Genomic DNA, 12,059 nt, shown 5'->3' on the forward strand with positions numbered 1-12,059 from the left:
AAGAAATGATGGTTGTTCAGGATTCCCGCCACCGGTTACGCCTCTTCCCACGGGGCAGATGATCTGATTCGGAGGCGGGGCCGATGATTGTAATCGTTGACGAGCGAGAGCTCGTAACTGAGGGGTATAACTCACTTTTCGATCGCGAGGGGGTCGCCTGTGCGGGCTTCGCACCTGGCGAATTCGGCGAGTGGGTGACATCGGCCGCCGACACCGATTTGAAGTCGGTCCGCGCCTTCCTCATCGGCGACTGCCGCGAAGGCGCCATCTCGCCACGCCAGATCCGCGACCGCACCGGCGCTCCGGTCATTGCGCTCAGCGAACAGCACTCGCTTGAAAACACCCTGCGGCTGTTCGAGAGCGGCGTCGACGACGTCATCCGCAAGCCGGTCCATATCCGCGAGATCCTGGCCCGCATCACCGCCATCCGCCGCCGCGCCCATGAGGACGTCAGCTACACCGAGATCGGCGCCATGCGCATCTTCATGGACGGTCGCGATCCCGAGATCGATGGCCAGCCGCTGCCGCTGCCGCGCCGCGAGCGCCGCATCCTCGAATATCTGGCGAGCAACCGCGGACGCCGCGTCACCAAGACCCAGGTCTTCAACGCCATCTACGGCATCTTCGACGAAGAGGTCGAGGAAAACGTTGTCGAGAGTCACATCTCCAAACTGCGCAAGAAATTGCGCGAAAAGCTCGGCCAGGACCCGATCGATTCCAAGCGCTTCCTCGGCTACCGGCTGGTGTTCTGATGGCGGTCTGCGCCAGCCTCGCGCAAGACAGAAATTATACCCTCGCGACCACAGACATGGGCATTGAGGAGACGTTTCGATGAGCCTTTACGGAATGATGCGGACCGGCGTTTCCGGGATGAACGCACAGGCCAACCGCCTGTCGACGACAGCCGACAACATCGCCAATTCCGACACCACCGGCTACAAGCGATCCTCGGCCGAGTTTTCGACGCTGATCATGCCGCAGGTCGGCGGCGCCTATAACTCCGGCGGCGTCAACACCACCATCCGCTCGGCAATCAGCGCCCAGGGCGTGCTTCAGTACACGACCTCGGTCTCGGATCTCGCGGTCAACGGCAACGGCTTCTTCGTTGTCCAGGACCCCAGCGGAACGCCTTTCCTCACCCGCGCCGGCGCTTTCGTCCCCGACGCCCAGGGCCGGCTGGTCAACGCAGCCGGCTACCAGCTGATGGCCTACAGCTACGCCAACGGCACACCTGCTGCCACCGCCAACGGCTTCGAAGGCCTGGTGCCGGTCGAGATCTCCGACCAGGAAATGACGGCGACGCCCAGCACCACGGGCAACTTCAACGCCAATCTGCCGGCCGGTGCCACCCCGCCCGCCGGTCCGCTGCCCTCCTCCAACAGCCCGACGGCGGAGTACACGTCGAAATCCTCGATCGTCACCTACGACAATCTCGGCAACAAGAAGCTGCTCGACGTCTATTTCACCAACACCGGCACCGGTACCTGGTCGGTTTCGGTGTTCGACCAGTCCAAGGCGACGCCCGGCACGTCCTTCCCCTACACGGGCGGTGCGCTGGCCTCGGCCAACCTGACATTCGACACCACCACCGGTAAAATCACCGGCGCCGTCGACTCGATTACGATACCCGTGCCGGGCGGCGCGTCGCTCGATCTCGATCTGTCCAAGCTGACGCAGCTCGGCACCGGCTTCACCGTCTCCGAAGCGAAGGTCAACGGCAACGCCCCCAGCACCATCGAAAAGATCCAGATCGGCGAGGACGGCGTCATCTACGCCCAGTATCAGGACGGTTCGACCAAGCCGCTATTCAAGATCCCGCTGGCCGACGTCCAGAGCGCCGACAACCTCACGGCACTGCCCGGCAACGTCTATGCGCAGTCCACCGACTCCGGCACCGTGCGCATCGGCTTTGCCAATGAAGGCAAGCTCGGCTCCATCATCTCCGGCGCGCTGGAAAACTCCAACGTCGATATCGCCGAGGAACTGACCAACATGATCGCTGCGCAGCGCAGCTACACCGCGAACTCGAAAGTATTCCAGACCGGTTCCGACCTCATGGATGTCCTTGTCAACCTGAAGAGATAAACGACGGGCGCTAGTGGGATGAACCCAAACCAGAGCAGCGCGGTGCGCGGATTTCGAATTCAAGGCCACACCGGCAACTGGCCGGAGTGGTTTGGAATTGGAGGTTTCCGAACGCTGACGCCGCCGACAGGGCAGAAACGTCATCCCCCTCCCCACTGGCCTCGTGAAAGACCCGCATGTCGCTGACTTCCGCATTGACCATAGCCCAACAGTCGCTTCAGACCACGTCGAAGCAGACCAGCGTCCTTTCCCGTAACATTGCCGACGCTAGCAATCCCGACTACGCCCGCCGCACGGCGGTCGTCGTCAGCAGCGCGCCCGGCGCCCGCTCGGTGGAAATCCAGCGCGCAGCCAACGCCCTGCTGTTTCGCCAGAACCTCAGCGCGCAATCGGCCTGGAGCGGCCAGAGCACGCTTTACAGCGGCATTGACCGCCTCGCCGTTGCCGTCAACGGCGTCGACAACGCCTCCTCTGCCTCGACCGCGATCGGCAACTTGCAGAACGCATTGCAGCTTTACGCCGCCACGCCATCCAACCAGAACCTCGGCTCCAGCGTCATCGACGCGGCCCAGCAGGTGGTGCGCGCGCTGAACGACGGCACCAACGCGATCCAGGATTTCCGCACCCAGGCCGATGGCGAGATATCAACGGCCGTCGACGATCTCAAATCGCTGCTCAGCCAGTTCCAGGATGCCAACAAGGCGGTCATCTCCGCAACCCGTTCGGGCACGGACGCGTCCGACGCGCTCGACCAGCGCGACGCCCTGTTGAAGAAGATCGCCGACTATGTGCCGGTGTCGACCTTCACGCGTGGCGACAACGATATGGTCATCACCACCAAGGACGGCACGACGCTGTTCGAGACCATTCCGCGCTCGGTCAGCTTCACGCCGTCGGCAGGCTACACCGCCGGCACGCCCGGCAACACCATCTATATCGACAATGTGCCGGTCAGCGCCGGCACCGGCGGCAACGCCAGCGCCGACGGCAAGTTGGCCGGGCTGATCACCTTGCGCGACGGTGTCGCCGCGACCATGCAGAGCCAGCTCGACGAAGTCGCGCGCGGCCTCATCACCGCCTTTGCCGAGACAGCACCCGCGCAGCCCGACCGAACCGGTCTGTTCACCTGGTCTGGCGCGCCCGCCATTCCGGCCGCCGGCACGCTGATCGACGGCCTTGCCGGCTCGATCAAGGTCAACGCCGCAATGGATCCGAGCGTCGGCGGCAATCCGGTGCTGCTGCGCGACGGCGGCGCCAATGGCGCCGCCTATATCGCCAACACCGCCGGTAATGCCTCCTATTCGCAGCTTTTGATCGGCTATGGCGACAAGCTCGACAAGCCGATGCCTTTCGACGCTTCGGCCGGCATCACCGTCACCTCCAGCGTCTCCGACTACGCCGCCAACGCCATTGGCTGGTTCGAAGGCCAGCGCCAGCAGGCCTCGACCAATGCCGATGCCAAGGAAGCGCTGGCATCGCGCACCGCCGAGGCGCTGTCCAACGACACCGGCGTCAATGTCGACGAGGAGATGTCGCTGCTGCTCGACCTCGAACACACCTATCAGGCCTCGGCGCGCATGATGAAAACCGTCGACGACATGCTGTCGTCGCTGCTCGATGCTGTGGGATAAGCCATGAAAGCCACATCCGTCTCCTCAGCCGCCCTCTCCAACGCCGCGCGCTATCAGCAGATGCGCATGCAGGCCGAACTGGTCAAAGCCACCAAGGAATCGACGACCGGCACCGTCGCCGATGTCGGCCTGGCGCTCGGCGCGCGCACCTCGCAGGCGGTGACCTTCTCGCGCGACCTCGACCGGTTGAACGTCATCATCGATTCCAATTCTCTGGTCACCGCCCGCCTGTCCTCGACACAGAGTGCGCTTGGCCAGCTTTCCGACACGGCACAGAATTTGCTGACCGCGCTGACCGCCGCCGGCAATTCCTCGAGCACCATCACACAGCAAGCCGGCAAGGCCGCCGTGCAGCAGATGACCTCGATCCTCAACGCCAGCGTCAACGGCGAATATCTGTTTGCCGGCACCAACACCGACGTCAAGCCGATCGACGATTTCACCGCCGCCGGCTCGCCGGCCAAGGCGGCGTTCGACGCTTCCTTTTCGTCCTATTTCGGCTTCACGCAGACCGATCCGCTCGCCGCCAACATCACCGCCGCCCAGATGGACAGCTTCATCACCAGCAACGTCGTGCCGCAGTTCATGGGCGCAGGCTGGCAGGCCAACTGGTCGAATGCTACCGACCAGCAGATCGTCAGCCGCATTTCGCTCGGCGAAACCACCCAGACCTCGGCCAGCGCCAACGACGACAGCATCCGCAAACTCGCCATGGCTTCCGCCATGGTCACCAGCCTGCTCTCCGGCAACATCAGCCAGGCCGCGAAGACCACCGTTGTCGGCCGCGCCCAGGCGATGGTCGGCGAGGCCTTGGGCGGGCTCGGCCAGCTGCAGGCCGAGACCGGCCTTGCCGAAAAGCGCGTGTCCGACGCCAGCGACCGCATGAAGACGCAGGTCGACCTCTTCGAACGCCATATCCTCGATCTGGAAGGCGTCGATCCGGCCGAAGCCGCCACGCGCGTCGCGGATCTGACGCAGCATATCGAGACGTCCTTCGCGCTGACCGCGCGCCTGCAGCAGATGAGCCTGCTGAACTACCTGACCTGACAATCTCAACCGCAACGGTAGAGCCAAACGATGTACCAATTCTCCTACGCCGACATCCAGACCGACTCCGTCACCGATGCGAAGGATCGCGAGCGGCAGCTTTTGACCCGCTCGATCGAAATGCTGTCGGCGGCGGCGGCCGTCGGCCACACTTCGATGGAAGCGATCGAGGCGCTGCACTTTACCAACCGGGTCTGGACCACTTTCGTCGAGGATCTCGGCTCCAGCGACAATGTCCTGCCCAAGGAGTTGCGCGCCAACCTCATCTCCATCGGCCTGTGGCTGCTGCGCGAGGCCGAGGACATCCGCCAGGGCCGCACCAACAATTTCGAGGGCCTGATCGAAGTGTCCCAAATCATCCGGGACGGCATTCAATGACCAACACGCTGAAGATATCGCTGAAGCCGAACGAGAAGATCTACATCAACGGCGCCGTCATCCGCGTCGACCGCAAGGTCACCGTCGAGCTGATGAACGACGTGCAGTTCCTCCTCGAGAACCATGTCATCCAGGCCGAAGAGGCCTCGACACCGCTCAAGCAGCTCTACTTCATCCTGCAGGTCATGCTGATGAACCCGGCCGGCGCCATCGAGGCGCGCGCCATGTTCCGCCGCTCATTGCCCTTGCTTCTGGCGAGCTTCGAGGACGAGCAGATCAACAGCGCGCTGAAGCAGATCGACCGCATGGTCGGCGAAGACCATATCTATGAAGCGCTGAAGGCGATCCGTGCGCTTTATCCGCTCGAACGCCGCGCACTTGGCGGCAATGACGATGTTCAGGGCGCGAAGCGCCCGCTGGCCGTGGGAGCACACTGATGAATGTAGACATGACGGCACAGATCCCGGCTGGCGCCAACCAGGGCACCCAGCAGACGTCGAAGACAGCGGTCGACTACCAGTCGTTCCTGAAGCTGCTGATCGCCGAGATGAAAAACCAGGACCCGACGAAACCGATGGATTCGACACAGTATGTCGCCCAGCTCGCCACCTTCTCGCAGGTCGAGCAATCGGTGCAGACCAACACCAAGCTCGACCAGATCATGCAGTCCTCGGCGCTGTCGCAGGCGGACGCCCTGATCGGCCGCTCGATCACCTCGGCCGACGGCAAGACGACCGGTGTCGTGGCCTCCGTCAAGCTTGCCAGCAACGGCCTGATCGCGGTGCTTCAGAACGGCACCGAAGTGCCGGTCGGCGCGGGCGTTTCGATAAAGCCGGCCAGCTAGACCGGTTTCCGTAGAGGCGCGCTCACATGAACGAGGCCGACGCTCTCGACATCGTCCAGTACGCGGTGTGGACGGTGCTCGTCGCCTCCGCGCCGGTGGTGCTGGTGGCCATGGCGGTCGGCATCGGCATCGCGCTGATCCAGGCCCTGACCCAGATCCAGGAAATCACCCTGACCTTCGTGCCCAAGATCGTCGCCATCATGCTAGTCGTGGCGCTGACCGGACCGTTCATCGGCAGCCAGATCTCGGCCTTTACCAACGTCATCTTCGAGCGCATCGAAAACGGGTTCTAGAAGCAATTCCAGGAAAAGTGTGTAGCGGTTTTCCGTCCGGAATTGCGCAATAAGGAGTCCGCTTGCGGCCTGCCTCGTTCCAGCTAGATTGCGAGTCATGACCCAGGCAACAGCGACCGGCAGGCCATGTGCGGAATAGCCGGCGTCTGGCGTAAGCGAAACCCGATCGACACCAACGACCTGTCGGATGTCGCCAGCATGATGCAGGCGCTGGCGCATCGCGGCCCCGACGATCATGACAGCTGGAGCAACAACCGGCTGGCGCTGGGGCACCGCCGGCTGACCATCATCGACCCCTCGCCCGCCGCCCGCGAACCCATGCTGACCGCATCCGGTCAGGGCGTGCTCGTCTACAATGGCGAGGTCTACAATTACCGCTCGCTGCGCGAAACACTGCAGGCGCAAGGTCTGGTCTTTCGAACCGTTAGCGACACCGAAGTGGTGCTCGAAGCCCTGCATCACTGGGGCCCCGAAAAGGCCGTGCCGCTGTTCGACGGCATGTTCTCCTTCGCCTATTTCGACGCCCGCAGCGGTGCGCTCTGGCTTGCCCGCGATCGCCTCGGCATCAAGCCGATGTCGGTGGCGGAGATGCCGGATCGGATCGTGTTTGCCTCGGAGGACAAGGCACTCCTCGCCTGCGACGGTTTTGTGCGCGACATCGACAGCCGCGAGATGACCTTGCGGCTGGCCTGGCAGAGCCGCGATTCCAGCTACAGCCTGTTCGACCGCATCGAGCGCCTGCCGCCTGCCGGCCTGTGGAAGATCACCGCCAGCGGCATCGAAAAGCGCCGCTTCTGGCACGTGCTGGACGTGCTGGAGACCGCGCGCATCACCGGCGACGTATCCTCCGATGCAGAGCACATGGCGACGCTCGAGGCGCTGCTCAAGGACAGCGTCGGGCTTCACTGCATCGCCGATACCGGCGTCGCCACCGCGTGCAGCAGCGGTGTCGATTCCGGCCTGATAACGGCGCTGGCAAAACGGTTCAGGCCGGAGGTCCATGGTTACGTCGTCGACCCGAAGCTCGGCCGCAGCGAGGCCGAGGATGCCGAACGCACGGGCCGCCATGTCGGCGTTCCCTTGCGCCGGGTGCCGGTCGACAGGGACCGGTTTTTCGAGCTTTGGCCAAGGGTAATCTGGCATCTGGAAAGCGATGGCTGGCACGCCAGCCATGTCGGGCTGCTGGCGCTTGCCGAACAATGCCGGGCCGATGGCATCAAGGTGCTGCTCACCGGTGAAGGCGCCGACGAATTGTTTGGCGGCTACCCCTTGCAGGCCTTGAGCATGAAGAAGTGGCGTTCCTGGTCGTGGCCCCGGCGTCTGTTGCATTCGAAGCGCTCGCTCGACCGGAAATTCGAACATCTGCGCCATGCCCCCTACAAAGTCTCGGCTGGAGGCCACTCGCAAATGGAGCGCAGCATGGTCCTGCGCGCCCTGTCGCCGGAACTGAATTTCCTCCAGACCGAGATTTTCGACCGCCTGCAGCCGATAACGCCGCCCGCCGATCGTGCCTTCCTCGGACATTGCCTCTATGACCTTTATTCCCATCTGCAGGACATTCTCAACCGGCACGACCGGCTGAGCATGGCGGCGTCCGTCGAGCTCCGCGTTCCGTTCCTGGAGAACCGGCTGATCGACTTCGCGATCCATTTGCCGAGGCGGCACAAATACCGCGACAAGACAGGAAAATGGCTTTTGCGGAAGGTCGCTGAAAAGCATATTCCGCGTCAGAACGTCCAGGCGCGCAAGATCGGCTTCGAGATATCGTCCGAATTTTCGGCCGGCACCGAGACTTTATTGCGCGGCGGTTTCCTGCGCGATGCCATGAAGTGGCCCACAGCCAGCGTAGAGAACATGATCCAGCTGGCGCGGCGCGAGGAACCGTCCAGACTGCGGCTTGTCGGCATGGAGCTTTTCCTGCGCCTGCACGCCGGCGGCGAGACGACGAGCCGGCTCACCGAAGCGCTGCATGCCGCCACCCGGGACCGAAGCTGACTTCGCCCAGCCGATAACCCGGGGCCGATACCCCCGCCGGTATGCCGGCGCGGTGGACCAACGAGAATATCGCCCTGGGTAGCGAACCCTTGCCGGCTGACGTATTTTCGCCTTGCTACCCTGTTGTTGGACCATGATCTTTTTCGAAGACGCGTTCGCGCTTTTGGATGTCGTGCTCTATTTCAAACGGATGCCATGATTGTCGTCCCGGCGGACGAAACCAGCGCATGAAGGTGGGACAGGTCTGATGATCGATGACGAGCCGGACAGCGAACGCGTCTCGGCGCTGGCGCCGTTCCGGCATGGTATTTTTCGCGCCGTCTGGTCGGCCAGCCTGGTGTCGAATTTCGGTGGCCTGATCCAGGGCGTCGGCGCCGCCTGGATGATGACCACCATCGCCACCTCGCCCTATCAGGTGGCGCTGGTCCAGGCCTCGACCACGCTGCCGATCATGCTGTTTGCACTCGTCGCCGGCGCCATCGCCGACAGCTTCAACCGGCGCAAGGTGATGCTGATCGCCCAGGTCTTCATGCTGGTTGTCTCTGCGCTTCTGACGCTGTTCACCTGGAACGGCTGGATGACGCCGTGGACGCTGCTTGCCTTCACCTTCCTGATCGACAGCGGCACGGCGCTCAACAACCCGTCCTGGCAGGCGTCGGTCGGCGACATGGTGCCGCGCAACAAGCTGCCGGCGGCTGTTGCGCTGAATTCCCTCGGCTTCAACCTGACGCGCAGCGTCGGCCCGGCGATCGGCGGCATCATCGTTGCCGCCGCCGGTGCGGCCGCTGCCTTTGCCGCCAACGCGCTGAGCTATATCGGCCTCATCGTCGTGCTGTTCCGCTGGAAGCCGGAGTTGCCTGTCTCGACCCTGCCGCGCGAAACGCTGGGCGCTGCGATGGGCGCCGGCCTGCGCTATGTCGCCATGTCGCCCAACATCGGCAAGGTGCTGGTCAGGGGCTCGGCCTTCGGCTTCAGCGCGGGTGCTGTACTGGCGCTGCTGCCGCTGGTGGCGCGCGACGTCGTCAAGGGCGATGCACTGACCTACGGCATCATGCTCGGCGCCTTCGGCATCGGTGCCGTTGGCGGTGCGCTGATCAGCGTGCGTCTCAGACAATTGCTGTCCAGCGAGACGATGGTGCGCATGGCCTTCGCCGGCTTCGCGCTCTGCGCCTTCAACGCCGCCTTCAGCCACAATGCCTGGCAGACATCGGCGGGCCTGCTCATCGGCGGCGCCTGCTGGGTGATCGCACTGTCGCATTTCAACGTCACCGTGCAGATGTCGACGCCGCGCTGGGTCGTCGGCCGGGTGCTTTCGGTCTATCAGACGGCGACCTTCGGCGGCATCGCGCTGGGCAGTTGGATCTGGGGCGTCGTCGCCGACGCGCATGGCGCCGAAACCGCGCTGATTGCAGCCGCCATCGCGATGCTTGTCGGCGGCGCCATCGGCCTGCTCCTGCCCTTGCCGCAGCAGGCCGCGCTCAACCTCGATCCGCTCAACCGCTTCAAGGAGCCGCATCTCGGCCTCGACCTCAAGCCGCGCAGCGGCCCGATCGCCATAATGATCGAGTATGTCATTCGCGACGAGGACGTCCCCGAATTCCTCGCCACCATGGCCGAGCGCGGGCGCATCCGCCGCCGCGACGGCGCCCGCAACTGGACGCTCGCGCGGGATCTGGAAAACCCATCCGTGTGGATCGAGCACTACCACACGCCGACCTGGCTGGAATACATCCGCCACAACCGGCGCGCCACTCATGCCGACGCCGTCGTCACCGAGCGGGTGCGGGCGCTGCACAGCGGCGACGAACCGCCGCGCGTGCGCCGCCTGATCGAGCGCCCGACGACCGCCGGCACCGCGCTGGTATCGCCGAAGGGCCCGATCGACCACTGATTTCGTCTGAACCGGTCCGCGCCTCTCAGCCCACGCTCTGGATCATGTAGAGCTTGCGGGTGGTCTCGCGTATCCGCCACTCGCCCTTCCAGCCCTGCGGCAGGACCAGCAGGTCACCCGGACCGAGTTCGCGCACCTCGCCATCGATGCGGCTCAGTTCCACGCGTCCTGAAATGATGTGGCAGATCTCCGACGAATCCGAACGATCGGCGGTGAAGCGGCCGGGCGTGCATTCCCAGATGCCGACATCGACCCTGCCGTCCGGTGACTGGAAGAACGAGCGAACGGCCTCGACCTGATCGCCTTCGAGGGAGGTCGGCTTGGGCGAGAACGCGCCGATCTCGGCATTGGCGAGATCGTGGAAGGTCGAAAGGTCGATCAAGTCGGGCTCCATGCAATGAGCAATTCCAGGAAAAGTGTGCAGCGGTTTTCCGTCCGGAATTGCGTGAAAACAAAACAAACTAGAGTGGTTCGGCAAACGCCGAGCCGCTCTAGTGGCCTGTGAGGCTGTCGGCAATGGCCGCCAGCTTCGAGGTGTGCGCAAGCCCCGCAGCTTCGCGACGATCGGCAATGCTGTAGAGCTGGTACATCGAATGCACGCCTAACCACCGGAAGGGCTCCGGCTCCCACGGCCTGACCTTGCGGTTGACCCAGGGCAGCTGCGTCAGTTCGGTGTTTGCCCCGAGAACAAGGTCGGCAAGCGTGCGCCCAGAAAGGTTGGAGCTCGACACGCCGAGCCCGACATAGCCGCCGGCCCAGCCGATGCGGGTTGCGGGGTCAAGGCCGACCGTGGTGCACCAGTCGCGCGGCACGCCGAGCACGCCGCACCAGGCGTGGTCGATGCGGCATCCCTTGGTCTGCGGCAAGAGCGTCGTCAGGATCGTGTGCAGTTGGTCGATCGTCGCCTGCTGCGTCTGGCCGTTGACGTCGGTGCGCGAGCCATAGCGATAGGGCACGCCGCGTCCGCCCATGGTGATGCGCCCTTCGCGCGTGCGCTGCGCATAGCAATAGGCGTGCGCCGCATTGCCGAGCAGTTCGTGCCCGTCCCAGCCAACGTCGCGCCACAGTTCCGGCGACAGCGGCTCGGTTACGATCTGCGCGCTGTTGAGCGCCAGCCAGGTCCGCTCCTCGCCGGGGATGCCGGAGGTGAACCCCTCCGTCGCGCGGATGATCGTTTCGGCACGCACCGTGCCGCGGTCCGTCGTCACGATGCCCTTGGCGATCGTCGTCACGGTCGTCTTCTCATAGATCGGCACACCCAGCCGCTCGACGGCAGCGGCCAGTCCGCGCACCAGCTTGGCAGGCTGCACCCGCGCCTGGCCGTGGACGACGAAGCCGCCCATGACATTCCTGATGTTGATGCGCGCGCGCGTTGCGGCAGCGTCCAGCATCTCAACGCGGTTGGGATCGACATCCCAAGAGCGGATCGTCTCGCACTCCTCGCGCACGCGCTCCAGCTGCGCCGGATTGGTCGCCACCGTCAGATTGTCGACGCGGCGAATGTCGGCGTCGATGCCTTCCTCGGCAGCCACCCGGATCACCTCATCCACGGTACCCGCCATCGCTGCCTGCATCGCCATCACGCCTTGCCGGCTCGATGCCTTGAGGTATTTTTCGCGCGACCAGCTGAAGCCGCCCGACAGCCAGCCGCCATTGCGGCCCGAAGCGCCGAAGCCGGCAAACTCGCGCTCGACGATGACGACGCGCAGCGATGGCCTCGCCTTCTTCAGATAGTAGGCGGTCCACAGGCCGGTATAGCCTGCGCCGACGATTACGACGTCGGCTTCGATGTCTCCGGGCAAGGACGGCCGTGGCGCCGGAACTGCCCCCAGATCCGCATACCAGAACGATATGTCGCCGTTGCGCTTGGCTTGCATGGAATGACTTTCAGACGG

General features: G+C 64.2%; 12 protein-coding genes. 10 read left to right on the plus strand and 2 right to left on the minus strand.

What is annotated here, in order from left to right; translation table 11 throughout:
- The first annotated feature begins 83 nt into the window (after nt 1-83).
- The 10 genes from AC1DYC_RS14450 to AC1DYC_RS14495 all read left to right on the plus strand — a co-directional run bounded on the left by AC1DYC_RS14450 (nt 84) and on the right by AC1DYC_RS14495 (nt 10,164).
- Nucleotides 84-752 carry a response regulator transcription factor gene (locus AC1DYC_RS14450; protein WP_112559323.1) on the plus strand — a complete coding sequence of 223 codons (669 nt, stop codon included), beginning with the start codon at nt 84-86 and terminating at the stop codon, nt 750-752.
- A gap of 79 nt (nt 753-831) precedes the next feature.
- On the plus strand, nt 832-2,085 hold the full coding sequence (locus AC1DYC_RS14455; protein WP_477407245.1) for a flagellar hook protein FlgE: 1,254 nt from the start codon (nt 832-834) through the stop codon (nt 2,083-2,085).
- Nucleotides 2,086-2,261: 176 nt separating this feature from the next.
- On the plus strand, nt 2,262-3,716 hold the full coding sequence (gene flgK / locus AC1DYC_RS14460) for a flagellar hook-associated protein FlgK (RefSeq protein WP_477407247.1): 1,455 nt from the start codon (nt 2,262-2,264) through the stop codon (nt 3,714-3,716).
- Between the two features lie 3 nt (nt 3,717-3,719).
- The gene (locus AC1DYC_RS14465; protein WP_477407249.1) at nt 3,720-4,763 is read left to right on the plus strand and encodes a flagellar hook-associated family protein; all 1,044 of its coding nucleotides are present in this window, start codon (nt 3,720-3,722) and stop codon (nt 4,761-4,763) included.
- 30 nt (nt 4,764-4,793) lie between these two features.
- Nucleotides 4,794-5,141, plus strand: a complete 348-nt coding sequence (gene flaF / locus AC1DYC_RS14470) for a flagellar biosynthesis regulator FlaF (RefSeq protein ID WP_477288307.1) — start codon at nt 4,794-4,796, stop codon at nt 5,139-5,141.
- Complete coding sequence (flbT, locus tag AC1DYC_RS14475) at nt 5,138-5,578, plus strand: flagellar biosynthesis repressor FlbT (protein WP_477407251.1); 441 nt, start codon at nt 5,138-5,140, stop codon at nt 5,576-5,578. The genes flaF and flbT overlap by 4 nt, the downstream gene beginning before the upstream one ends.
- Nucleotides 5,578-5,985 carry a flagellar hook assembly protein FlgD gene (gene flgD / locus AC1DYC_RS14480; RefSeq protein WP_477407253.1) on the plus strand — a complete coding sequence of 136 codons (408 nt, stop codon included), beginning with the start codon at nt 5,578-5,580 and terminating at the stop codon, nt 5,983-5,985. The genes flbT and flgD overlap by 1 nt, the downstream gene beginning before the upstream one ends.
- A gap of 26 nt (nt 5,986-6,011) precedes the next feature.
- Nucleotides 6,012-6,278, plus strand: coding sequence for a flagellar biosynthesis protein FliQ (gene fliQ / locus AC1DYC_RS14485; protein ID WP_192254461.1), 267 nt, complete (start codon nt 6,012-6,014; stop codon nt 6,276-6,278).
- Nucleotides 6,279-6,404: 126 nt separating this feature from the next.
- Nucleotides 6,405-8,273, plus strand: a complete 1,869-nt coding sequence (gene asnB / locus AC1DYC_RS14490) for an asparagine synthase (glutamine-hydrolyzing) (RefSeq protein ID WP_477407255.1) — start codon at nt 6,405-6,407, stop codon at nt 8,271-8,273.
- 247 nt (nt 8,274-8,520) lie between these two features.
- A complete protein-coding gene (locus tag AC1DYC_RS14495) occupies nt 8,521-10,164 on the plus strand; it encodes an MFS transporter (protein ID WP_477407257.1) in 1,644 nt (547 codons plus the stop codon).
- A 25-nt stretch (nt 10,165-10,189) separates the two neighbouring features.
- Here the strand turns inward: AC1DYC_RS14495 and AC1DYC_RS14500 are convergent, their stop codons facing one another.
- Nucleotides 10,190-10,558 carry a cupin domain-containing protein gene (locus AC1DYC_RS14500; protein ID WP_477407259.1) on the minus strand — a complete coding sequence of 123 codons (369 nt, stop codon included), beginning with the start codon at nt 10,556-10,558 and terminating at the stop codon, nt 10,190-10,192.
- 97 nt (nt 10,559-10,655) lie between these two features.
- Nucleotides 10,656-12,041, minus strand: a complete 1,386-nt coding sequence (locus AC1DYC_RS14505) for an NAD(P)/FAD-dependent oxidoreductase (RefSeq protein WP_477407261.1) — start codon at nt 12,039-12,041, stop codon at nt 10,656-10,658.
- Between the last annotated feature and the right edge of the window lie 18 nt (nt 12,042-12,059).

The organism is Mesorhizobium sp. P2_E7, from assembly GCF_056403855.1.

Bases quoted from the DNA above. Each gene is read 5' to 3' on its own strand.
- flaF (WP_477288307.1), top strand. From the start codon at position 4,794: ATGTACCAATTCTCCTACGCCGACATCCAGACCGACTCCGTCACCGAT.
- asnB (WP_477407255.1), top strand. From the start codon at position 6,405: ATGTGCGGAATAGCCGGCGTCTGGCGTAAGCGAAACCCGATCGACACC.
- fliQ (WP_192254461.1), top strand. From the start codon at position 6,012: ATGAACGAGGCCGACGCTCTCGACATCGTCCAGTACGCGGTGTGGACG.
- flbT (WP_477407251.1), top strand. From the start codon at position 5,138: ATGACCAACACGCTGAAGATATCGCTGAAGCCGAACGAGAAGATCTAC.
- AC1DYC_RS14500 (WP_477407259.1), bottom strand. From the start codon at position 10,558: ATGGAGCCCGACTTGATCGACCTTTCGACCTTCCACGATCTCGCCAAT.
- AC1DYC_RS14495 (WP_477407257.1), top strand. From the start codon at position 8,521: ATGATCGATGACGAGCCGGACAGCGAACGCGTCTCGGCGCTGGCGCCG.
- flgD (WP_477407253.1), top strand. From the start codon at position 5,578: ATGAATGTAGACATGACGGCACAGATCCCGGCTGGCGCCAACCAGGGC.
- AC1DYC_RS14505 (WP_477407261.1), bottom strand. From the start codon at position 12,041: ATGCAAGCCAAGCGCAACGGCGACATATCGTTCTGGTATGCGGATCTG.
- AC1DYC_RS14455 (WP_477407245.1), top strand. From the start codon at position 832: ATGAGCCTTTACGGAATGATGCGGACCGGCGTTTCCGGGATGAACGCA.
- AC1DYC_RS14465 (WP_477407249.1), top strand. From the start codon at position 3,720: ATGAAAGCCACATCCGTCTCCTCAGCCGCCCTCTCCAACGCCGCGCGC.
- flgK (WP_477407247.1), top strand. From the start codon at position 2,262: ATGTCGCTGACTTCCGCATTGACCATAGCCCAACAGTCGCTTCAGACC.
- AC1DYC_RS14450 (WP_112559323.1), top strand. From the start codon at position 84: ATGATTGTAATCGTTGACGAGCGAGAGCTCGTAACTGAGGGGTATAAC.